Genomic DNA, 22,617 nt, shown 5'->3' with positions numbered 1-22,617 from the left:
CTTATTTGATGCCGGTGGTGGCGATGCCCTTGATGAGGAACCGCTGGCCGAAGAGGAACACCAGGAACACCGGCAGCAGGGACACGATGGACATGGCGAACAGCGAACCCCAGCTGGTAGCCGACTGTGAGTCCACGAAGGCCCGCAGTGCCACCGGAACGGTGAACATGTCCGGATCCGTGAGGTAGATCAGGGCGCCGAAGAAGTCGTTCCAGGTCCAGATGAACGTGAAGATGGTGGTGGTGGCCAGGGCCGGCACCATCAGCGGCAGGATGACCCGCAGGAAGATCCGCGGATGGCCGGCGCCGTCGATGCGCGCCGCTTCATCAAGTTCGCGCGGAATGCCGCGGATGAACTGCACCATGAGGAACACGAAGAACGCGTCCGTGGCCAGCAGTTTGGGCACCAGCAGCGGCCAGAAGGTATTCACCCAGCCGATCTGCGAGAACAGGATGTACTGCGGAACGATGACCACATGGAACGGCAGCATGATGGTCAGCAGCATGATGCCGAAGAACAGCTTCTTGCCGGTGAACTGCAGCCGGGCGAAGGCGTAGGCCGCCATGGAGCAGGAAACCAGGTTCCCCAGGATGGAACCGATCACCACGATGGCCGAGTTCAGCATGTAGTGGCCAAAGGGGTGCGTCAGCGCTGACCAGCCGGAGGTGTAATTGCTCATTTCCAGGCTGTTGAGCCAGAGGCCCGGCTCACGGAAGATCAGCTCGTTGGGACGCAGGGAGGACACCACCATCCACAGGAGCGGGTAGATCATCAACCCGCCGGCCAGGATCAGGATGCCATGCTTCATGAGCGATTTACCGCGCTGGGCCCGGCTGAAGGCCAGCGTTCCACGGGACTCGCGGACCCTGCGCTTGCGGTCGGTAGGCTTGCCGGCGCCCTCGGACTTCTTCTCCGGGGTGGGCAGCGTCTCAAGCTTAGTCGTCATAGAAAACCCAATACTTAGAAGCGATGAAGTTGATGGCGGTGAACACGCCGATGATGAGCAGCAGCACCCACGCCATGGCTGATGCGTAGCCCATGTCGAACTGGCCGAAGCCCTTTTGGTAGAGGTACAGCGTGAAGAACATCGTGGAGTCTGAAGGCCCGCCGTTGCCGCCCGAGACGATGAACGCCTGGGTGAACGACTGGAAGGAACCGATGATCTGCAGCACCAGGTTGAAGAAGATGATCGGGCTCAGCATCGGCATGGTGATCCGCCAGAACTGCTGAAGGGTGGTGGCGCCGTCCACTTTTGCAGCCTCGTAGTACATGGTGGGGATTTGCCGCAGGCCTGCCAGGAAGATGATCATCGGGGCGCCGAAGGTCCAGACGTGCAGCAGGATGATCGATCCCAATGCGGTGCCGGGGTCTGAGATCCACCCCGGCCCCTGGATGCCGAACATGGCCAGGACCTGATTCACCAGGCCGGTGGTGCCGAAGATCTGCTTCCAGAGGATGGCAACGGCAACCGAGCCGCCCAGGAGGGACGGCAGGTAGAACACCGAGCGGTAGAACGGCAGGCCGCGAAGGCCCTTGTCCAGGACGAGCGCAATGAGCAGCGCCACGGCGAGCTGCAGCGGCACACCGACAAAGACATAGGTGAACGTGACCCGCAGCGAGTTGTGCAGCCGGGCGTCACTGAGCATCCGGGTGAAGTTGTCCAGCCCGGTCCATTCCGGGGGCTGGAGCAGGTTGTAGTCCGTGAAGGAAAGGTAAAGGGACATCAGCATTGGTCCGATGGTGATGGCCACCAGGCCCACCAGCCACGGCAGCAGGAAGATGTAGGCAGCCTTGTTGTCCCGCCTGTTCGCTTTCTTCTCCTCCGGGGTGGCCTTGCCCTTCTTCCGGGTAATGGAGCTGAGTTCGCTGATGGCGCTCACAGGAGCTGCTCCGTCCGGGGGGCCAGGGGCACTGCGGCCGGCGCCGGGGCCGGACGCAGCGTCCTGGAGAGGTGTTTTGCGGCCATGTGGTCTCCTTTGGTCATCGTGGCCTCCACGTTGCGGTCATCGCCAGGCGATGGGGGATCGGGCGCTTCCCGCACAAGTTCTGCTGCCGCCTTGCGGGGGTGCAGGATCCGGGGCCGGAAGTGCCGTTTGAAATTGCGGCTCCGTACCAAAGTAAACGCTTTCTTGACTCCTGTATAGCCCTTTGTTAGTTTTTGAGAAAACGCTTTCTGTTACCGGCGTCACGCCACCCCAAACCAACAAGCCGAGGGGCACAACCAATGAAGTTTGGTCTCAAGAAATCCGTCATGGGCGTTACCGGCGTTGTTGCCGCACTCACCTTGGCACTGACAGGTTGCGGCAGCAGCCAGCAGGCCGCAAAGGTGGGAACGGCTGAAGACCCTGTCACCATCCGCTTCGCCTGGTGGGGCAATGATTCAAGGGCGAAAACCACCATGGAGGTTATCAAAGCCTTCGAAGCCGCCAACCCCACCATTAGGGTCCAGGGCGAAAACACCGAATACAGCTCCTACTGGGACAAGATGGCCACCCAGATCGCCGGCGGAACCACGCCGGACGTCATAGCCATGAGCGGCGCCTACCCCAGCGAGTACGCCAGCCGCGGAGTACTGCTGGACCTGGACAAGGTCAAGGACCAGATCGACACCTCGAAGTTCGCGGAGGGAACCGTGGACCTGGGCAAGATCAACGGCAAGCAGTACACCATCACTGCAGGCGTCAACTCCATGTCCATGGTCCTGGACCCCAAGGTGTTCCAGGCTGCGGGTGTGGCGATGCCGGATGACGAGACCTGGACCTGGGACGACTACGCCAGGATCGCGGCCGAGATCACCCAAAAATCCCCGGCCGGAACCTTCGGCACCACGCCCATGTCCAACGACTCCTTCCTTGCCGTGTGGGCACGCCAGAACGGCGAGGCCCTCTACACGGATGACGGAAAGAAGATGGGCATCAGCGAGGACACCCTGGCACGGTGGTTCGAGCTGAACAAGAAGCTGATGGATACCGGCGGCGCCCCTTCCGCATCACAGACCGTGGAGGACGGCTCCGCGCAGCCGGAAATGACCCTGATGGGACAGGGAAAGCAGGGCATGAAGATCTCCTGGAGCAACCAGATGACGTCCTACTCCGGCGCACCCCTGGTCATGGCCAAGCTGCCCGGCGAAAGCAAGCAGGCCGGCGCCTGGCTGCGCTCCTCCATGGAGTACGCCATCTCCTCCAAGTCCTCCCAGCCCAAGGAAGCGGCCCTGTTCATCAATTACCTGGTCAACAACATGGACGCGGCCGCCAAGATCAAGAGTGACCGGGGCATGCCCGCCAACACCGAACTGAAGGCGGGGATCACTCCCCTACTGAAGGAAACCCAGCAGAAGGAAGCGGCATACCTGGACCGCATCGCTGCCCTGAAGGTCCAGGCCCCCAAGCCGTTCCCGGCAGGATCTTCGGCCACCATGGAAGTATTGAACCTTTACAACACGGATGTACTCTTCGGAAAGATTTCCCCGCAGGACGCAGCCAAGGGCCTGATCTCCGAGGTCAACCAAAACCTCGGCTGACCAGACCATCCGCACTGTTAGCTCCAGCATCACCAACGGAAGGAGGCAGGCACAGTGACCTCCGCAGCAAGGACCAGAGCAGCAAATGTCCCGGCGGTTCGGCCCAGCGCCATCGCCGGCTATGAGGACTGGCCTGCCTACGTCCGTGAGCATCCACGCCACGAGGCGTCCACCCCGGCCGCCCAGGAGTTCTCGGACGCCTTGGGTGTCCCGGGCGGAGGGGCACTCCCCGCAGTGACGGTGCACTGGGAGGAGACGTACGACGGCGCCACCACCTCCCAGCTCAGCTGGCAGTTGGGCTTCGGGCCGCGGACAACGGGCTGGCTGGTCCGGCCGGCCGGAAGCAAGGGACCCCTCCCTGGGATCCTGGCCCTGCACTGCCATGGCGGAAACAAGTTCGGCGGGGCCGACCGGCTGGTGGAATTACCGGATACCCACCCGTCGGCGGCGGCCGCCCGCGCCGGCCACTACGATGGCCGCGCCCTGGCCACTGACATCGCACGGCGCGGCTTCGCGGTCCTGGCCCATGACACGTTCGGCTGGGGAAGCCGCAAATTCGACCTTTCAACTCCCCCATGGCGGACAGCCTCGGCGACAGCGGCGAGGCAGGCGCAGTGGCGGGAGGACGGCGTCGTACCCTCCGATGCCGACCAGTACAACGCCGCGGCGGGCTTCCACGAGGACACTGTTGCCAAAGCCGCCGGCCTCCTGGGCACCAGCCTTGCCGGCATGGTGGCGCATGACGACCTTGCGGCACTCGATATCCTGGCAGCCCTGCCGGACGTGGACCAGGACAGGCTGGGCTGCATCGGCTTCTCCGGCGGCGGCGGCCGCTCACTCGCCCTCTCGGTCCTCAGTCCGCGTATCCGGGCAGCGGTGGTGACCTGCATGATGACCACGTTCGAATCCCTTTTCCCTGCCTATCTGGACGCCCATTCGTGGCTGCTGCAGACCCCCGGACTGTGGAAGCTGGGCGACTGGCCGGAACTCACAACCCGCGCAGCAGACGCCCGGTTCCTGGTGCAGTACGCCCTGGCCGACGAGCTCTTTCCGGAGGACGGGATGCGCCAGGCGCACCGGATCCTGGAATCCCTGCATGCCGGCAGTGGCCGGTACACGGGCAGCTTCCGGCCCGGCGGGCACGTTTTCACCGCGGCCATGCAGGACGAAGCCCTTGATTTCCTGGCCAAGACGCTGGCATTCTGACCCGTTCTACAACTGCTCCCAAGTCTTACAACTGCTCCCAAGGACCCACGTGACCACACAGCATTCGGCGGAATCCACGCACCAGCAGACAGCACCGACGGCCGTCCCGCGGGTGGCCCTGGTGGGCGTGCATGGCTTCGGCGAGCGGCATCTTGCCAACCTGTCTCGGCTTGAACAGGCGGGCGCCCTGGAACTGGTGGCCGTCGCCGATCCCAACCCGCCGCAGCCCGGCAGCCTGGCCGCTTCGGTGGCCGTCTTCCCCGACCTGAAAGGACTGCTGGCCGCACAGCCGGGCGTCGACGTCGTCATCATTGCCACACCTATCCAGACGCATGCCCCGCTGGCCATCGCCGCCCTGGCCGCCGGGATGGACGTCTACGTGGAAAAGCCGCCCGTGGCGTCCCTGGCCCAGTTCGAGCAGGTGCTCGCCGCGGCCCGGGAGAATGGCCGCTTGGTCCAGGTGGGCTTCCAGAGCCTTGGGTCCCATGCCCTGCCCGCCATCAGGGACACGGTGGCTGCCGGGGAGATCGGCACCGTCCTGGGCATCAGCGCCACCGGCCAGTGGCTCAGGACCCAGGCATATTTCAAGCGCTCACGCTGGGCAGGAAAGCGCAGCCTGGATGGCGTGGATGTGGTGGATGGCGTTGCCACCAATGCGCTGGCCCACGCCGTTGCCACGGGACTGTCCCTGGCGGGCGCACGGACCCTCGCCGACGTCGCCTCCGTGGAGACGGACCTGTATCGGGCCAACCAGACCGAAAGCGATGACACCTCGGTGCTCCGGGTCCGCACCGCCCAGGGAACCACGCTGCTGTGCGCCCTCACGCTCTGCGCCCCCGAACAGCTGGACCCCACCGTCACCGTGCACGGGACCCTGGGCGATATCACGCTCTCCTACACGCGGGACGAGGTGGTGATCACCGCCCCCGACGGCGAGCGCCGGGAGACATACGCGCGCACGGACCTGCTGGAGAACCTGCTTGAGGCCCGGGCCACCGGGGCTCCCCTGCTCTGCGCACTGGAGGACACCGGCGCGTTCACCGCCGTGCTGGAAGCGATCCGGACCTCTCCCGCGCCGGCCCCCATTGACGGACAATACATTTCGTGGGAGGGCGGGGGCGACGACGCGCATCCCGTGGTCCAGGGCATCACCGACCTGATGGCCCGCGCCGTCAAAGCGCAGGCAACCTTCGCCGAGCTCGGAGCCCCCTGGGCCCGCGCCCTTCCGCCCGCCCGCACCCTCACCCTCGACAGCCATCCAGTGGCGGACTACCACGACGGCAGCCATATCCGCGCGGTCTCCTCCCCCCGCCCTTACCTGCACCCGGTCCGGACCCTGGCTGGAACCGTGGTGACGGACCACCAACCGCTGGACCACGGGTGGCACCTGGGCGTCGGGGTAGCGCTGCAGGACGTGGATGGAGTGAATTTCTGGGGCGGGCGCACGTATACCCGCGAGGCCGGTCAGTACGTCTGGCGCCCGGACCACGGCAGCATCGCCAGCACCGGCACCACGGCCGAACAGAATGACGCCGTGGACGGCCGGGAGGGCCGGCTCCAGGAGACCCTCAGCTGGAACGGCCCGGACGGCGCCCCCGTCCTTGTGGAGGAACGCTCCTGGGCATGGTCCGGCGTCGCGCCCTCCATCTGGCGTCTGTCCCTCGACTTCGCGCTGTCCCCCGCGGGTGACAAGCCCGTCAGCCTGGGAAGCCCGGGATCGAACGGCCGCTTCGAGGGCGGATACGGTGGCTTCTTCTGGCGCCTGCCCCACTGCAAAGACGCGGCAGTCTGGACGCCCGCCGGCACCGGCGAGTCACAGACCCACGGCAGCACCACGCGCTGGCTCGCCTGGTCAGGACAGTTCGACAGCGGGCCCGCCACCTTGGTGTTCGTTGCCCCGGAAGACTCCACTGACCCCTGGTTTGTCCGGGTCGAGGGCTACCCGGGCGTAGGCCAGTCAATGGCGTGGGACACCCCCGTGATTGCCCGGCCGGGCAGCCCAGTGCGCCGGAGCATCACCGTTTTTGTGGCCGACGGAATCCTGTCCACACCCGACATCGAAGATCTGATCAACCAGCAGGGGGACCCGTCATGACCCAAACAACAACCTCAGCCGTTTCCCGTCGGGAAGCACGCCTGGCGCCGGGATCAAGGACGGACCGGGCCATCAAGCGCCGGCGTGTGCTGGACATCCTGGACGGGGCCGGGCAGGACTCCCTGCTCCTCACCACGAACACCGCCCTGACCTGGTACCTGGACGGCAGCCGGGTCCACATCAGCCTGGCGGGCGATCCCATCGCCGCCCTGCTGGTGGACCGCGACGGCGACCACCTGGTCACGTTCAACAATGAAGCCGGCAGGATCGCCGCCGAGGAACTGCCGGCCGGAGTCAACCTGCACACCGTGCCCTGGTACGGGAACCTGCACCAGGCCGCTGCCGCCGTCGGGAACGGCTCCCGGCCGCCGCTGGCGGAAGCGGACGTCACGGCGCAGCTGCGCGCCGCCCGCCAGCAGCTCCTCCCGGCCGAAAGTGCCCGCTATTCCATGCTCAGCGCGGAACTGGCCGGGATCATGACCGATGTCCTGTCCGCCGCCCGCCCGGACACCACGGAGTTCGAGCTGGTTTCTGCGCTGGCCGCACGGGTGGTGGCTGCCGGCGCGGAACCGCTGGTGCTCCTGTGCAACGGCAGTTCCCGCAGCACTTTCCGGCACCCCCTGGCCACGCATTCCCCGCTCGGCCGCCGCGCCATGGCCGTCGTATGTGCCCGCCGGGACGGCCTGGTTGCCAACATCACCCGGTGGGTACGGTTCGACGCCGGCACCCCCGAAGAGCGCGACGCCGAGGCCCGCATCGCAGCAGTGGAGGCAGACATCTTTGATGCAACAGTTCCCGGTGCCCGGCTGGACCGGATCTTCGCCGAGATCCAGGCAGCCTATGCGCGGCACGGTTTCGGGGCTGACCAGTGGGAACAGCACCACCAGGGCGGTCCCGCCGGTTACGCGGGCCGGGATCCCCGGGTGACCTCCGAGGTGACCGACACGGTGGTGCTGGATCAGGCGTTCACCTGGAACCCCTCGGGCCCCGGCGTCAAGATCGAAGACACCGTGCAGCTCACGGACTCCGGACTTCGCGTCCTCACGGTGGACCGGCGCTGGCCGGTGGTTACCGTGAACGGGCTGGACCGGCCGGTGACCCTGCAGCTCTAAAGAGACGCCCGCTCAGATACTGCAGCAAAACGCGAAACGCCCGCTCAGTTATGGCCGCATTAGCAGCCACAACTGAGCGGGCGTTTCGATTAAATGCACATCATCTGAGCGGGCGTTGCTACGGAAGCTGCAGTTCACCGTCCACGCGGCGCGGGATGCCCAGGGGGTTGTCCTCGCGCAGGGCCGGGTGCAGCACTGCCTCGGGGGCGTCCTGGTAGGCCACGGGGCGCTGGAACCGGCGGACCGCCGTCGCGCCCACCGAGGTGAAGAGCGAGGTGGTGGCCGGGTAGGGGCCGCCGTGCTGCTGGGCCCAGTTGACGGCGACGCCCGTGGGCCAGCCTTCAAAGAGGAGGCGTCCTGCGAGTCCGGACAGCTGCTCCGCCAGGCCTGCGATGTCCTCCCCGGGCTGCGCGTGCAGGGTGGCAGTCAGGCTGCCCGGGACCTTGGCCAGGACAGCGGACAGTTCGTCCTGGTCCGTGTATTCGATCAGGATGGTGGTGGGGCCAAAGCATTCCTCCAGCAGCTGCTCCGGGCGTTCCAGCACCTTGGCGGCGGTGGTGGAGAACACCACCGGCGCCGCGCCATCCGCCGCCGCGTCCTGGTCCACGGTGCCGCTGACCACGTCCACACCGTCCACCGACGCAAAGGCGCGCAGGCCGTCCGGGTAGGCTTCCGCGATCCGGGTGGTCAGCATGCCCAGGGCCGGCTTGTCCTTGCTCGCCTCTGCCACTTCCGCCGCAAACTGAGTTCCGGCAGGGATGAACACCAGGCCCGGCTTGGTGCAGAACTGGCCCGCACCAAGGGTGAAGGAGCCGGCCAGTCCGGCGGCGAGTTCAGTGGAACGCGCCTGCAGCGCCGCAGCGGTGATGACCACGGGATTCAGGCTGCCCAGTTCCCCGTAGAAGGGGATGGGGTCGGGGCGGGAGGTGGCGAGGTCGAACAGGGCCCGGCCGCCGGGGATGGACCCGGTGAAGCCCACGGCCTTGACGGCGGGGTCCTGGACCAGGGCCGTTCCCACTTCGCGGCCGTGGACCAGGGCGAACAGCCCTTCCGGTGCACCGGCGCCGCGGAGCGCCTCCGCCACGATCTCCGCCGTCCGCTCCGAAAGCCGAAGGTGGCCTGAGTGTGCTTTGACGATCACTGAACAGCCGACGGCGAGGGCCGAGGCCGTGTCACCGCCTGCCACCGAGAAGGCGAACGGGAAGTTGGACGCGGAGAAGACGGCAACGGGGCCGATGGGCTTGAGGATCCTGCGGAGGTCCGGCCTGGGCGGGGTGGCAGCTGGATCGGCGTGGTCAATGATGGCCTCAAGGTAGGAGCCCTCGGTGATCACGCGGGCGAACAGGCGCAGTTGGCCGGTGGTGCGGGCCACCTCGCCCGTCAGGCGTGCGGCGCCCAGGCTGGTCTCGGCATCGGCGATCTCCACCAGTTCGGCAGCGTTGGCGTCCAGGGCGTCCGCCACGGCGTTCAGCCAGCCGGCGCGTTCAGCATCGGAAGCTGCGGCCGAGATCCTGGCCGCTGCTGTGGCCGCAGCGGTGAGCTCGGTCAGGGAAAGCGTTGCAGTTGTCACGTCAGGTACCCGTTCGTCGTATGGAAATTCATGGTTGCAGCGTGTCCCGGAAACGGAAGCCCAGTCCGGGCTGGTCCGCCAGGGCCACCCTGCTGTTGGTGAACCGCACCGGTGACGGCCCGGCCAAAATTCCCAGCTGCTCGAAGGACGCCTCTTCGACGTCCTCCACCATGGTGGGTTCGGCCAGGGTCAGGGCCAGTTGCCCGGACAGTTCCGGCAGCAGGTGCGGCATGACTTTCATGCTGTTGGTCCTCGCCAGTTCAACAATCCGCCGGAACGGGGTAATCCCGCCCACCCGGATGATGTTGGGCTGGATGATGTCCACCGCCTCCGCCTCAATGAAATCGCGGAACCGGTAGATGGTGTGCAGGTTTTCGCCAAGGGCGATGGGCACGGGCGAATGCTTCCGGAGCCGGCGGTAGGCCCAGAGATCGTCCGCGCGGATGGGTTCCTCCAGCCATTCCAGCCCGAATTCGGCCAGGACGTCCAGGGCCCGGAAGGTGGTGGGCAGGTCCCACCGCTGGTTGGCGTCGATCATGAGCCTGCGGTCCGGGCCCAGGACGGAGCGGACGGCGGCTACGCGTTCGCGGTCCTCGCGGATGTCCGGTTTTCCCACCTTGATCTTCACCGCCTGGTGGCCGGCGGCAACCCAGCGTTCGGCCTGCGCCACCAGCTCGTCCAGGGTGTAGTGCAGGTTCACCCCCGAGCCGTACACCTCGGCCGATTCCTGCCGCTGGCCCAGCAGGCCGGTGACCGACGTGCCGGCGCGGCGGGCCTGCAGGTCCCAGAGTGCCAGGTCCACCCCTGCCATGGCGATGGTGGTGAGGCCTCCGCCGCCCGCCTCGTGCAGCCGCTTCCAGAGCACATCCCACACGGCCTCGGGAGTGGCGGCAAGCCCCGTGACGAAAGGTGCGATGTCGTGGTCAAGCAGCGCCTTGACGGCCTGGGGACCGATGGTGGGCGTCCAGGAGAAACCGAAGCCCGTCCCGCCGTCGTCCGTGTGGACCTCCGTGGCAATCACGTGGTTCTCCGGCGCCTCCACTCCCCAGCTGCGGCGCAGCGGAACGGTGAGGAGCCGCGTGGACAGGCCGGTGATGCGCGGAACAGTGCGGACGGCTTCGGCCGCGGGTGCGCTCATCAGCGCCCGGCCAGCTCGTAGCCCTTGGCCAAGATGGCTTTGAGCTCCACGAGCTGTTCCTCCGTAGGATCGACCAGTGGCGGCCGGACCGGGCCCACCGGCAGTCCGCCCAGCCGCAGGCCGGCCTTGATCAGGGAAACGCCGAAGCCGGGGGTCTGGTCGCGCAGGCGAACCAGGGGTGCGTAGAAGCCCTCGAGGAGGGCGTTGCGGCGTTCCTCGTCCCCGGAAACGTAGGCGTCGTAGTAGGCCTTGGCGATCTCGGGGGCCATGGCGAACGCGGCCGAGGAGTAGAGCGGGATGCCCAGGCCGCGGTAGGCGCCCTGCGTCAGTTCGGCGGTGAGCAGCCCGTTGAAGAAGGCAAAGTCCTTCCGCCCGGTGGCCTTGACGGCGGACACGATTTCCTGGGCGAGGCCCACGTCGCCCAGACCGTCCTTGAACCCGATGACCTTGGGGTTGGCCGCGAGCTTGGCCATTGAGGCGGCAGTGAACCTGGCATTGCCGCGGTGATACACGATGACCGGCAGGCTGCTGGCGTTGGCCACGGCCTCGATGTAGGCCACCAGGCCGTCCGTGGGGCCGGTGACCAGGTATGGCGGCAGCACCAGGAGCGCGTCAGCTCCCGCTTCCTCAGCAGCCCGGGCGGCGGCAAGGGCGTGGCCCAGGGGGCCGCCCGCGCCGGCCACCACGGGGACCTGGCCGGCAACAACGTCGACGGCGGCACGCACCACGGTGCGGACCTCCTCGATGCTGAGGGCGTGGAATTCGCCGGTGCCGCACGCGGGGAAGACGCCGCCGGGCCCAAAGGGCAGCCGGGAGCTGATGTGTTCCTTGAGCAGTTCCACGTCAACAGCGCCTTCGGCTGTGAACGGCGTGACGGGGAAGAAGAGTACGCCGTCGAATTTCATGATGTCTCCTTGCCTCCGCCGGCGGTAACCAGCGCGGAGGCCTCGTCGTTGAGGGTTGGATATGACTTGAGCTCGGTCCGCCAAGTGCGCTTGGGCTGCCACCCCAGAAGTTCCCGGGCTTTGGCAATCGAGAACGCGGGACTGGTTCCGGTCAGGCCGGCGCTGAGCGCTTCGCTTCCCGGCAGGAATTTCGGCATCAACTCCGCCAGGGGGGCGGTGGCCAGTGCATCAGGCGCACCCACGAAGAAAGTTTCCCCGTTGGGAATGTCTTCCATTTTCTGCAGCAGCAGGTCCAGGAAGTCCGCCACGTCCCGGGCGTCCACATAGTTGAAGAGCGCCGGTGCTGAGAGGGCGGGATCGGCCAGGCGTTCGGCAAGGGTGTGTCCCTGCTGGGTGGGAGCGCCTTCCCATTCCTCCGGCGAGATGACGAAGCACGGACGGAACGCCGCGTACCGGATCTTCTCCCCCTGCGCCGCGGCGAACATCTGCACCGTCTGTTCGGCAATGAGCTTGGACAGTGCGTAGGCGTTCCAGGGCTTGGGCGGGGTGCGCTCATCGAGCGGGAACGACGGCGGCAGCCACCCCGCCGGGCAGCCGTAACCCAGGACCGTGGGGCTGCTGGCGGTGACGATTTTTCCGATCCCCAGCCCCGTCGCGGCGCTGATCACGGCGAAGGCGAGCCGGGTGTTCGTGCTGAAAATGACGTCCTCCGGCGCGCTGAACGGTACCGCGATCGCCGCAAGGTGGATGACGGCGTCGGGCTGTGCGTGCCGAAGGAGGCGAAGCGCCTCACCCGGCGCCAGGAGGTCCGCCGTTTCCTGGACGACGCCGTCCGGCAGGAGTTCGGCGGGAACGGCGTCGCGGTCAACCGAGACTACGTCGTGGCCCGCTTCCGCGAGCCCCGCCACCACGCTGCGGCCGAGGCGGCCGGAGCCGCCGGTAACGAATATCCTGCTCATGGGTTTTTCCTCTACTTGGCCCGGCGAAGGTCGACGCCGAGGTCCAGGTCCTCGACCCGGACGGGCAGGGACGATTCCAGGGAGCGGTTGCCGGCGATGCCCACGGACACCGAACGCAGCCCGTCCAGGTAGCCGGAGGGGCGGCCCAGGGGGTCCTCGCCCGGTCCGTTGAAGAGGTCCGACAGCAGCAGCTCGTCACCGCCGCCGTGGCCGCCCTCGCCGTTAATGATGGGGACCTCGTAGGCTGCCTCCCAGTGGCGCTGGACCACCAGGCGCTCGCCGTTGCGGCGCACGGCGTCCTCTTCCACAACCGGGGTTGCGGACGGGTCCACCACGGTCTTCTTGTCCGTGCTGTGCAGGACGGCGGCGCGTTCCACCACCTCAAGCTCGGCGCGGCCTTCGGTGCCGTTGACCGCCACACGGTAGCCTTCCCACGGGCTGTGGGCATTCAGCGAGTAGCTCAGGCGCGGGCCGCCCTGGTACTCCACCACCAGGGCCAGGTTGTCCTCGATGGTGATGCCGGCGGTGAACACATCCTGGTCGCGGCGGTAGCCGTCGTAGTGTTCGTTGTCCAGGAACAGGGCCTTGAGCCGCTCGTCCTCCCTGAGGTCAAGCGCGAAGGGGTCCTTGGCGCCGGCGGGGGCATCGGCGTCGGGCGTTCCACGCTCAGGGCGTGGGCCAAGGCCGCGCTCGGCAGCGTTCTTGTCGCCGTAGAACTTGAGGCCACCGGACGCGAAGATCCGCTCCGGGACATCGTCGATCCACCAGTTGACCAGGTCGAAGTGGTGCGACGCCTTGTGGATGAGCAGGCCCCCGGAGTTCTTCTTCTCACGGTGCCAGCGGCGGAAGTAGTCCGCGCCGTGGACGGTGTCCAGGACCCAGCTGAAGTCGACCGACGTGACCTTGCCGATCACGCCGCTCTGGATGATTTCCTTGAGCGCGCTGTTGCGCGGCGAGTAGCGGTAGTTGAACGTGACCACCACGTTCCGGCCGGTCTCCTGGACGGCCCGGGTGATGCGGCGGCAGCCTTCGGCATCGATGGTGAGGGGCTTTTCGACGACGACATCCGCGCCGGCGCGAAGGCCCTCCACTATGTAGTCCGCGTGGGTGTAGTCCGGGGTGGTGACGATGATCCGGTCGATGTTGTTGGCCTGGATGAACGCGGTGAGGTCCGCGGGATCAAAAGCTGCCACCGGTCCCGGCGCACCGAGTTCCTGAATGAGCTTCTGGTAAAACTCAACACGTCCGGGGTTGACGTCTGAGAACGCCACGAGCTCGGCGGTGTCCGCGTGTTTGCCGAAGATGGCCCGGATGTACATCTCGGAGCGGCCGCCGGTGCCGATCAGGGCGATCCGTGCCTTCCCGCCATTCGTGCTGGCCTGGGAAGCTGCTGCGGCCGACGTCGTCTCGGCTGTGTTGACCATGGGGTCCCTTTCAAAAACTCAAAACCGGCGGTGGGAACGGCGGCTGTGTGATCGGCGGCGGCACTTTGCTGTACCGGATGGAAAAGAATGAGAAAGCGTTTTCTCACGTGTCTATAGAAGTTGTATCAACCCTTCAGTCCATTCGTCAACCATTTTCCAGCCTGAGGGAAAACGTTTTCTGAGGATGTCGCCCGACCTTTGCCGACCGGCTGGGAAAACGGCCGGGAAAAGCATAGAAATCGCTTTCCTGCTGCCGTATATGCTGTCTTTCAAAGCACCTGCCGTCCCGGCCGGGGCCGCCGGAACACCAAGGGTCCCCGGCGACACCGGCGGACGGCGCAAAAGAAGGGTTCCCTATGGCCAGGAAATCGGCAAGCGGCCGGATCGGCATCGCGGATGTCGCCGTGAAGGCGGGAGTTTCCCATGCCACCGTTTCGCGTGTCATGAACGGAAACTTCACCGTGGACCCGGACATTGCCGCCAGGGTCCGCGCAGCCGCAGCGGAGCTGAAGTACCAGCCCAACCCCGTGGGCCGCAGCCTGGCCCTCGGCAAGACGGACACGATTGGCATTGTGGTGCCGGACCTGGCCAACCCCACCTTCCAGGCGATCCTCCGCGGCTTGAGCAGGGCTGCCGCCCAGGACGGTTACCGCGTGCTCATCGCGGACTCGTTCGAAGTGTCCAGCGAGGAGTCCATCCTTGCGGGCGAGGCGCGCCGGCGGTGCGACGGGCTGGTCCTGTGCGCCCCCCGCATGTCGGATGCGGAACTGGAGGAGATTGCGCCCTCCCTGCACCCGCTGGTGCTGATCAACCGCACCACCAGCGCGCCGAACGTGCCCGGTCTGGTAGTGGACTACGGCCAGGGCGTCCAGGACATCGCGGGGCACCTGGTGGAACTGGGCCACACCCGCCTTGCCTTCCTTGCGGGGCCGCCCCGCAGCGCCTCCAATGAGATGCGGCTCAAGGGCCTGGAGACGTTCAGGGCCGCCCACCCCGAGGTGGAGGTGACCATGCTGGAAGGCGGCTCAGACTTCGACACCGGGCACGAAGCGGTGGATGCCGTCCTGCAGAGCGGTGCCACGGGGATTCTGGCCTTCAACGACCTGGTGGCCATGGGCCTCATGAGCGGCCTGCATGAGCGCGGCCTGGATATACCCGGGGACATTTCCGTGACCGGCTTCGACGACATCCCCTTTGCCAGGTATACGACGCCGGCCCTCACCACGGCCGCGGTCCCCATCACGGAACTGGGCGAGCAGGCCTGGCACCAGCTCCGGGCATTGATCCGCAAAGAAGAGAACGAAACCCCCGGCAGCCGCTACCAGCCGCGGCTGGAAGTCCGGGCCAGCACAGGGCCGGCCAAGGCGCCGCGCAGCACAGTGCACGGCTGAGCCCTCTCATCCAGCTTTAGCAGAGCCCAGCCCGGCCTCCTCGTAGAACCCCTCGATGTGGGCCGCCACCAGTTCTGCGGCCCGGCCGCCCTCGCCACTCCTGACGGCGGCGAGGATGGCGTGGTGCTCAGCGCGCAAGCGCGAGGCCGTGGTTTCCCAGTCCGGCAGGTTGGCAGTCAGTCCGGCCGCGTAGCCCTGGATGGCTTCCCGGAGCGACCCCATCATGGCGCTGACCACCGTGTTGCCTGCGGCGTTGGCCAGGGCCAGGTGGAACCGGACGTCAAGGGCCAGGAAATCCCTGGCTGGCAGGCCTTCCGGGGCATCCATGGCCGCCAGGAGGACAGCCGCATCATCGAGTTCGGGCGCGTCCTGCGGCGCCTTCGCCGCAGCCCATGATTCCAGCAGGACCCGCGTTTCGACGATGTCCGCCACGGGCAGGTGCTGGGTGGCCACGTGCAGCCGAAGGGCAGAGCCCAGTGCGGAGGTGGGGTCCGAAATCACTACCGTCCCGGCGTCGGGCCCGGACCCGACGCCCGCGCGGAGCACCCCCATCGCCTCGAGGATCCGGATGGCCTCACGGACCGACGTGCGGGAAACCTTGAGCTGTTCGGCCAAGGTGCGCTCCGCCGGCAGCCTGCCGCCCACGGCCAACCGACCTGCGGAGAGTTGGTCCTCGATCCAGGACAGGACCAGCTGATGGGTACGCATAGGTCCCATGCTACTTGATGTGGTTGGACCACATCACATAGAGTGTGGTTGGACCATAGGAGGAACCATGACCCACACCATCCAGCCCAACAACCCGGAGACCACACCGGCGCCGGACGCCACTGACATCCCCGCAGCGCCGGCACCCGCCCGGGCTCCGTCGTCGTCCGCCCTGCCTGCCGCACTGAAGCGCCGGGTTCCCAAATACTCTGACCTTGCGCCGCTGATGCAGTTCAAGAAGCCGGAGTTCAGCAGGGAGGCCCGGCTGAAGCGGGCCAGCACCATCTGGGAGCTGCGCGACATCGCCAAGCGCCGCACTCCGCAGGCACCGTTCGACTACACCGATGGCGCTGCAGAAGAGGAAATCACCCTCCGCCGCGCCCGCAAGGCCTTCCTGGACATCGAGTTCCGGCCGGGCATCCTGCGCAACGTCTCCGCGATCGATCTCAGCACGGAGATCCTGGGCAAGCCAGCACGGCTTCCCGTTGGTATTGCCCCCACGGGATTCACCCGGATGATGCAGTCCGAGGGCGAGTACGCGGGGTCGCAGGCGGCCGAGGCGGCCGGCATCCCCTACACCCTGTCCACCATGGGTACCGCGTCCATCGAGGATGTTGCCGCAGCGGCACCGAACGGCCGGAACTGGTTCCAGCTCTACCTGTGGACGGACCGCGATCGTTCCCTGGAGCTGATCGAGCGTGCTGCCAAGGCCGGCAACGACACCCTCATGGTCACTGTCGACACAGCTGTGGCCGGCGCCCGCCTCCGGGACGTCCGCAACGGCATGACCATCCCGCCGGCCCTGACCCTCAAGACCGTCCTGGACGCCTCCTACCGGCCCGCCTGGTGGTTCAACTTCCTCACCCACGAGCCGCTCACCTTCGCCTCGCTCTCCCGCTACACCGGCACCGTGGCGGACCTCATCAACTCCATGTTCGACCCCACCCTCACCTTCGAGGACCTGGACTGGCTGCGCGAAACCTGGAAAGGCAAGCTGGTGGTCAAGGGCATCCAGACCGTGGAGGATGCACGCGGGGTGGTTGACCATGGCGCCGACGGCGTGGTCCTGTCCAACCATGGCGGCCGCCAGCTGGACCGGGCGCCCATCCCCTTCCACCTGCTCCCCGAAGTCAAGCAGGCCTTCACGGCAGACAACAGCAATGCCGCCATCATGCTGGACACCGGGATCATGAGCGGCGCGGACATCGTGGCGGCGCTGGCCCTCGGCGCCGATTTCACGCTGATCGGGCGCGCCTACCTGTACGGGCTGATGGCCGGCGGACGGGCCGGGGTTGACCGCACCCTCCAGATCCTCGAGAAGGACATGGCACGGACCATGGCACTGCTGGGCGTCAGCAAGGTCTCCGACCTGACCCCGGACCACGTGCGGCTGCTGGCGAAGTAAGCGCTACTTCTTCCGGCCGAACTTTGGGAGGTTGGGGAGGTTGGCCAGCAGGTCCGCCGCCTTCGTTGCGGCGCGGCCCACCGTGCGGCCGATCTGCTGCGGGACGCTGTCGTCAGTCAGTGGGGCGGCAGTGCCGCCGGGAATCACGACGGCGGGACTCAGCTCGGCGCCCTCCCGCACCAGGACGGGCGCGGGGACTTCCTCCCGGGCCGGCCGCGGCGCCGCGGGCCTTTCCGCGGCGGACGGGCCGGCCGGGTGCGGCAACGAGGGGGCCGCGGCTGCGACTGCTTCCCTAAGGTGGGCGGCGACTGCCGGGGCGGGGGCCGCCTGCTCCGGGGCCGTCACATCATGGCTGGCCGGTGACACGGCGGCATTGGCGCCAGGGCCGACGTCGAACGTCTCCAGCCAGCTGGCGATCCCCTCCAGCGGCCCCCGGTTCAAGGCGTAGTACCGCTTCTGGCCCTGCGCGCGCATGCTGACCAGCTGTGCCTCACGGAGGACTTTAAGGTGCTTGGAAATAGTGGGCTGACTGGCAGCCAGTTCCTCCACCAACTCCCCCACGGCCTTGTCTCCTGCCCTAAGGGCCACCAGGATGTCCCGCCGGGTGGATTCCGCTATGACGGCAAATACGTCGTCTGTCACCATGCCTCCCACCCTAGCGACATATGCCTCGAAAGGCATCAACTATTTCGGCCGCCCGGAAACCTAGTCGAACCAGGGGTCCAGCCCGTGCAGCGGGAACACCGCCTTGCGGGTTGCCATGACACTGCGGTCCACGGCGTCGTTGGGGTCGAAGCCCACTTCCCAGGACCGCCACCACAGCTCTACATCGTCCCCCATCAGGGCCGGAGCATCCCTGCCGAACTTCTCCGCGACGTACTGCCGCCAGTCCCCGGGCACGGGCGTTCGCAGCGGCACGGGCCGTCCGGCCGCAATGGCCACCAGGTGGGTCCAGGCCCGCGGCACCACGTCCAGCACGTTGTAGCCCCCGCCGCCGGTGGCGATCCACCGTCCGCCGCAGTAGCGTTCGGCCAGATGCCCGACGGCGTTCGCGGCCTCGCGCTGTCCGTCCACGCTGAGATTGAGGTGCGTCAAAGGATCACTCCGGTGCGAGTCGCAGCCATGCTGGCTCACGATGACCTCGGGCTCGAAGGCACCCACCAGTTGCGGCACCACGGCGTAGAAGGCGCGCAGCCAGCCGGCGTCCCCGGTACCTGCGGGCAGGGCCACGTTCACCGCAGTGCCTTCGGCTGCGGGGCCGCCGATCTCGTTGGCGAACCCGGTCCCCGGAAAGAGGGTCAGCCCGGTTTCGTGCAGCGACAGCGTGAGGACGCGGGGATCGTCCCAGAAGATGTTCTGGGTGCCGTCCCCGTGATGGGCATCGACGTCGATGTAGGCCACCTTGCGCAGGCCGCCGTCGAGCAGCTTCTGCACCGCGACGGCGGCGTCGTTGTAGATGCAGAATCCGCTGGCGCGGCCCCTGGCCGCGTGGTGCATCCCGCCGCCGAAGTTGACGGCATGGACGGCCGATCCCTCCAGCACCCGGGTTGCCGCCAGCAGGGATCCCCCGGCCAGGCGCGCCGCGGCCTCATGCATGCCGGCAAACGCGGGATCATCCTCAGTACCCAGCCCCCGGGACTCGTCCGGTTGGGAGGGGTCAGCACTGACCCGGCGGACCGCCGCGACGTAATCCGGCGAGTGGACGGACTGCAGCTCAGCGTCAGAGGCCACGTCCGGAGCTGCAACATCAACATGGTCCAGGTCGAAGAGCCCCAGGCTGCGGGCCAGGCGGGCCGTGAGGTCCATCCGTTCCGGCGCCATGGGATGGCCCGGACCAAAGTTGTAGGCTGTCATGTCAGGACTCCACGCCACCATCGTTGGCGGCGCGGGCTGGCTGAGGCCGGGCAGGTATGTCATCAATCACAGGCTACCCGAGCCCGCGCTGCCGCCCACCGGCCATGACGCGGGCTTTAGTGGTTTACTACTGGGGGAAGCCGTTTCAACCGAGGAAAAGCCACACATGACGCAGAGCCAGTCGAGGCCCCGGACACCGGCCGCCTGGCACCCCCCGGCCCAGGAACGGGAGGGCCTCTGGGTCCTCACGCGGCTGCGGGACTTCATTGACGATATCGCCAACACCACCCCCGCCCGGCTGGCGCTGACGGCGTTCGCCGCCGTCTGCACGGTATTCACGTTCCTGCTGTCCCTGCCGGTCTCCTCAGCTGACGGAACCCCCACGCCCATCCACCAGGCGCTCTTCACGGCGGTCTCAGCGGTGTGCGTTACGGGACTCACGGTGGTGTCGACGGCGGTCCACTGGTCCTTCTTTGGCCAACTGGTGATCCTGGTGGGCATCTTCATCGGCGGCCTGGGCACCCTGACCCTGGCGTCGTTGCTGGCATTGATGGTGAGCAAGCGGCTGGGTGTCCGGGGCAAGATCATCGCAGCGGAGTCCATGAACAACGCCGGCCGCCTGGGCGAGGTCGGCACCCTGCTGCGGATCGTCATCACCACGTCCGTGGTCATCGAGGGTGTCCTGGCGCTGGCATTGATTCCCCGGTTCCTGACCCTCGGTGAGCCGTTCTGGCAGTCGGTCTGGCACGGCGTCTTCTACGGCATCTCGTCCTTCAACAATGCCGGTTTCACGCCCCACTCGGACGGCATTGTCCCCTACGAGACGGACCTCTGGATCCTCATCCCCCTCATGGTGGGCGTCTTCATGGGCAGCCTGGGGTTCCCCGTGGTGATGGTCCTGCAGCAGAACGGCCTGAACTGGAAGAAGTGGAACCTCCACACCAAGCTCACCATCCAGGTTTCCCTGATCCTCCTGGCTGCGGGCGCCTTCCTCTGGGCGCTGATGGAGTGGGACAACCCAAGGACCATCGGCTCCATGAGCATGGGCGACAAGATTACGCACGCGCTTTTCGCGTCGGTGATGACGCGTTCCGGCGGGTTCAACCTGGTGGACCAGAACCTGATGGATTCCACCACCATGCTGCTGACCGACGCCCTGATGTTTGCCGGCGGGGGCTCCGCATCCACGGCCGGCGGCATCAAGGTAACCACCATCGCCGTAATGTTCCTGGCCATCGTCGCCGAAGCCCGTGGCGACGCCGACGTTAAGGTCTACGGCAGGACCATCCCCCAGGGCAGCATGCGGGTGGCCATCTCCGTGATCGTGGCCGGCGCCACCCTGGTGTCCGTGTCGGCCTTCCTGCTGCTGCATATCAGCGGCCAGTCGCTTGACCGCGTACTGTTCGAAACCATCTCCGCGTTCGCCACGGTGGGACTCAGCACCAACCTGAGCGCCGAGGTGCCGCCAGCCGGCGTTTACGTCCTCACCGCGCTGATGTTCGCCGGCCGCGTGGGTACCGTTACCCTCGCCGCTGCCCTGGCCCTGCGCCAGCGCAGCCAGTTGTACCACTACCCCGAAGAGAGGCCGATCATTGGCTAGTTCCACAGACGCCGCCCGGCGCCCCGCCCACAACGCCCCGGTACTGGTCATCGGGCTGGGCCGCTTCGGATCATCCACGGCAGAGCAGCTGGTGAAGCAGGGCCGGGAAGTCCTGGCCATTGAGCGGGACCGGAACCTGGTGCAGAAATGGGCGCCCCTCCTGACCCACGTGGTGGAGGCCGACGCCACCAACATCGATGCGCTGCGCCAACTCGGTGCCCAGGAGTTCAGCTCCGCCGTGGTGGGCGTCGGCACCTCCATTGAGTCCTCGGTGCTGATCACCGTCAACCTGGTGGACCTCGGCATCGAGCACCTGTGGGTCAAGGCCATCACCCCGTCGCACGGCAAGATCCTGACCCGGATCGGCGCCAACCACGTGATCTATCCGGAAGCCGACGCCGGTGTCCGCGCCGCGCACCTGGTGTCCGGGCGCATGCTGGACTTCATCGAGTTCGACGACGACTTCGCCATCGTGAAGATGTACCCGCCGCGCGAAACGGTGGGGTTCACCCTGGACGAGTCAAAGGTCCGGTCCAAATACGGCGTGACCATTGTGGGTGTTAAGTCCCCGGGCGAGGACTTCACCTACGCCCGCCCGGAGACCAAAGTGTCCTCCCGGGACATGCTGATCGTTTCCGGCCACGTGGACCTGCTGGAACGGTTCGCCGCGCGCCCTTAACCCAACTGTTTGGTGATCTCCGCTGCCCGGTTGGCTGCGGCCCGGGCCCCGGCGGCGATGATGGCAGGGATGCCCTGTTCGTCGAAGGTAGCGATGGCCCGTTCGGTGGTTCCGTTGGGGCTGGTCACGGCCCGGCGTAGCGCAGTGGGGTCTGCCCCCGGCTCGGCGAGCATGAGGCCGGCGCCGGCCACCGTTTCACGGGCCAGCAACAGAGACAGCTCGCGGTCCAGGCCCAGCTCCTCCCCTGCCGACGCCATGGCCTCGGCCAGGTAGAACGCATAGGCCGGGCCGGACCCGCTGATCGCGGAGAGCGCGTCCACCTGCTCTTCAGGGACCTCCACCACGGTCCCGGCCCCCTTCAGGATCTCCTTGACCTTCTGCAGCTGCCCAGGGGTGCAGTGGGTTCCGGGCGAGACGGACACCACGCCGCGGCCGAGTTTTGCCGGCGTATTGGGCATGGTCCTGATCACCGGCTGCCCGGGCGGCAGGGCTGCCTCCAGCTGGGCGATGGAGACGGCGGCGGCCACGCTGACCACCACAGTGTCGGGCGTAAGGGCGGGGCTGATTTCCCGGGCCAGGTCCGTGATGCCCACAGGTTTCACGCCGAGGATGACGACGGCGGCTCCCTTGGTGGCCTGCCTGTTGTTGTCGGGTTCTTCCTCACCGGCGATCGCAGTGATCCCGTGGTACCGGGCGGCCAGTTCCGAGGCCCGGCCGGCCCGGCGGACCGTTGCCACCACATCCGCCGGATCTGTTCCGGCCTCCAGCAGGCCGCCAAGAATGGCCTCGTTCATGGATCCACAGCCAAGGAATGCGATTCGGTTGCTCATGCCTCCATCATTGCAGTTCGCACGCATTCACAGGCAACTCCCATGTTGGGCGCAGGCAGCACACAACTTGGGGTCCTAACGTAGTTATTACCTCATTGAGGGTGCGAGTGATGCGGCAGGCATGGGGATGCCTGCCAGGGCACCGGCGGCGAGGCGACAGGTTTTCCCCATTTTCCTGTTGCCCGCCCCGGTGCTTCCGCTTTTAACGGACCAGGCGTTGC

At 66.9% G+C, this 22,617-nt stretch carries 19 protein-coding genes; 8 read left to right on the top strand and 11 right to left on the bottom strand.

Annotation, left to right across the window (positions count from 1 at the left end; all coding sequences use genetic code 11):
* Window position 1 precedes the first annotated feature (1 nt).
* Both ASG86_RS00405 and ASG86_RS00400 read right to left on the bottom strand, forming a co-directional pair.
* Window positions 2-946, bottom strand: a complete 945-nt coding sequence (locus ASG86_RS00405) for a carbohydrate ABC transporter permease (protein ID WP_056328683.1) — start codon at window positions 944-946, stop codon at window positions 2-4.
* Window positions 936-1,880, bottom strand: a complete 945-nt coding sequence (locus ASG86_RS00400; RefSeq protein ID WP_056328680.1) for a carbohydrate ABC transporter permease — start codon at window positions 1,878-1,880, stop codon at window positions 936-938. Before ASG86_RS00400 ends, ASG86_RS00405 begins: the two co-directional genes overlap by 11 nt.
* 344 nt (window positions 1,881-2,224) lie before the next feature.
* On the opposite strand from ASG86_RS00400, the gene ASG86_RS00390 reads away from it, so the two are divergent.
* The 4 genes from ASG86_RS00390 to ASG86_RS00375 are packed head-to-tail and all read left to right on the top strand — an operon-like array spanning window position 2,225 to window position 7,933.
* On the top strand, window positions 2,225-3,520 hold the full coding sequence (locus ASG86_RS00390; protein WP_235565030.1) for an ABC transporter substrate-binding protein: 1,296 nt from the start codon (window positions 2,225-2,227) through the stop codon (window positions 3,518-3,520).
* 54 nt (window positions 3,521-3,574) lie between these two features.
* Window positions 3,575-4,726, top strand: coding sequence for an acetylxylan esterase (locus tag ASG86_RS00385; protein WP_056328672.1), 1,152 nt, complete (start codon window positions 3,575-3,577; stop codon window positions 4,724-4,726).
* Between the two features lie 49 nt (window positions 4,727-4,775).
* Window positions 4,776-6,821 carry a DUF6807 family protein gene (locus ASG86_RS00380; RefSeq protein WP_056328669.1) on the top strand — a complete coding sequence of 682 codons (2,046 nt, stop codon included), beginning with the start codon at window positions 4,776-4,778 and terminating at the stop codon, window positions 6,819-6,821.
* Window positions 6,818-7,933 carry a M24 family metallopeptidase gene (locus ASG86_RS00375; RefSeq protein ID WP_056328666.1) on the top strand — a complete coding sequence of 372 codons (1,116 nt, stop codon included), beginning with the start codon at window positions 6,818-6,820 and terminating at the stop codon, window positions 7,931-7,933. Before ASG86_RS00380 ends, ASG86_RS00375 begins: the two co-directional genes overlap by 4 nt.
* A 118-nt stretch (window positions 7,934-8,051) precedes the next feature.
* Here the strand turns inward: ASG86_RS00375 and ASG86_RS00370 are convergent, their stop codons facing one another.
* Genes ASG86_RS00370 through ASG86_RS00350 form a run of 5 tightly spaced genes read right to left on the bottom strand, consistent with a single transcriptional unit; the run spans window position 8,052 to window position 13,929 of the window.
* The gene (locus ASG86_RS00370) at window positions 8,052-9,503 is read right to left on the bottom strand and encodes an aldehyde dehydrogenase (NADP(+)) (protein ID WP_056328664.1); all 1,452 of its coding nucleotides are present in this window, start codon (window positions 9,501-9,503) and stop codon (window positions 8,052-8,054) included.
* A gap of 28 nt (window positions 9,504-9,531) precedes the next feature.
* Window positions 9,532-10,641 carry a mandelate racemase/muconate lactonizing enzyme family protein gene (locus ASG86_RS00365; protein ID WP_056328662.1) on the bottom strand — a complete coding sequence of 370 codons (1,110 nt, stop codon included), beginning with the start codon at window positions 10,639-10,641 and terminating at the stop codon, window positions 9,532-9,534.
* Window positions 10,641-11,546, bottom strand: coding sequence for a 5-dehydro-4-deoxyglucarate dehydratase (locus tag ASG86_RS00360; RefSeq protein WP_056328659.1), 906 nt, complete (start codon window positions 11,544-11,546; stop codon window positions 10,641-10,643). The genes ASG86_RS00365 and ASG86_RS00360 overlap by 1 nt, the downstream gene beginning before the upstream one ends.
* Window positions 11,543-12,505: an NAD-dependent epimerase/dehydratase family protein gene (locus ASG86_RS00355; RefSeq protein WP_056328655.1), complete on the bottom strand. Its 963-nt coding sequence runs from the start codon at window positions 12,503-12,505 to the stop codon at window positions 11,543-11,545. The genes ASG86_RS00360 and ASG86_RS00355 overlap by 4 nt, the downstream gene beginning before the upstream one ends.
* 11 nt (window positions 12,506-12,516) lie before the next feature.
* On the bottom strand, window positions 12,517-13,929 hold the full coding sequence (locus ASG86_RS00350) for a Gfo/Idh/MocA family protein (protein ID WP_056328652.1): 1,413 nt from the start codon (window positions 13,927-13,929) through the stop codon (window positions 12,517-12,519).
* A 356-nt stretch (window positions 13,930-14,285) separates the two neighbouring features.
* Between ASG86_RS00350 and ASG86_RS00345 the strand changes: the two genes are divergently transcribed.
* On the top strand, window positions 14,286-15,320 hold the full coding sequence (locus ASG86_RS00345) for a LacI family DNA-binding transcriptional regulator (protein WP_056328649.1): 1,035 nt from the start codon (window positions 14,286-14,288) through the stop codon (window positions 15,318-15,320).
* Between the two features lie 6 nt (window positions 15,321-15,326).
* On the opposite strand, the gene ASG86_RS00340 is transcribed toward ASG86_RS00345, so the two are convergent.
* Window positions 15,327-16,028: a FadR/GntR family transcriptional regulator gene (locus tag ASG86_RS00340; protein WP_056328646.1), complete on the bottom strand. Its 702-nt coding sequence runs from the start codon at window positions 16,026-16,028 to the stop codon at window positions 15,327-15,329.
* A 67-nt stretch (window positions 16,029-16,095) separates the two neighbouring features.
* On the opposite strand from ASG86_RS00340, the gene ASG86_RS00335 reads away from it, so the two are divergent.
* A complete protein-coding gene (locus ASG86_RS00335) occupies window positions 16,096-17,433 on the top strand; it encodes an alpha-hydroxy acid oxidase (RefSeq protein WP_056328643.1) in 1,338 nt (445 codons plus the stop codon).
* Window positions 17,434-17,436: 3 nt separating this feature from the next.
* Here ASG86_RS00335 and ASG86_RS00330 read toward each other — a convergent pair whose 3' ends face one another.
* Window positions 17,437-18,078: an ArsR/SmtB family transcription factor gene (locus tag ASG86_RS00330; protein ID WP_056328640.1), complete on the bottom strand. Its 642-nt coding sequence runs from the start codon at window positions 18,076-18,078 to the stop codon at window positions 17,437-17,439.
* A 60-nt stretch (window positions 18,079-18,138) separates the two neighbouring features.
* Complete coding sequence (locus tag ASG86_RS00325; RefSeq protein WP_056328638.1) at window positions 18,139-19,350, bottom strand: acetoin utilization protein AcuC; 1,212 nt, start codon at window positions 19,348-19,350, stop codon at window positions 18,139-18,141.
* Between the two features lie 103 nt (window positions 19,351-19,453).
* Here ASG86_RS00325 and ASG86_RS00320 point away from each other — a divergent pair, with 103 nt between their 5' ends.
* The gene (locus ASG86_RS00320; RefSeq protein WP_056328634.1) at window positions 19,454-20,887 is read left to right on the top strand and encodes a TrkH family potassium uptake protein; all 1,434 of its coding nucleotides are present in this window, start codon (window positions 19,454-19,456) and stop codon (window positions 20,885-20,887) included.
* Window positions 20,880-21,566 carry a potassium channel family protein gene (locus ASG86_RS00315; RefSeq protein ID WP_056328631.1) on the top strand — a complete coding sequence of 229 codons (687 nt, stop codon included), beginning with the start codon at window positions 20,880-20,882 and terminating at the stop codon, window positions 21,564-21,566. Before ASG86_RS00320 ends, ASG86_RS00315 begins: the two co-directional genes overlap by 8 nt.
* Here the strand turns inward: ASG86_RS00315 and proC are convergent.
* Window positions 21,563-22,396 (bottom strand): pyrroline-5-carboxylate reductase, encoded by an 834-nt coding sequence (proC, locus tag ASG86_RS00310; RefSeq protein WP_056328629.1) that lies wholly within the window; start codon window positions 22,394-22,396, stop codon window positions 21,563-21,565. The two genes, ASG86_RS00315 and proC, sit on opposite strands and share 4 nt — an antisense overlap.
* Window positions 22,397-22,617: the final 221 nt, after the last annotated feature.

The organism is Arthrobacter sp. Soil764 (assembly GCF_001428075.1).
GTDB lineage: Bacteria > Actinomycetota > Actinomycetes > Actinomycetales > Micrococcaceae > Arthrobacter.
The sequence above is the reverse complement of the archived record's forward strand: the minus strand, read 5'-3'. Positions and strand labels throughout refer to the sequence as shown.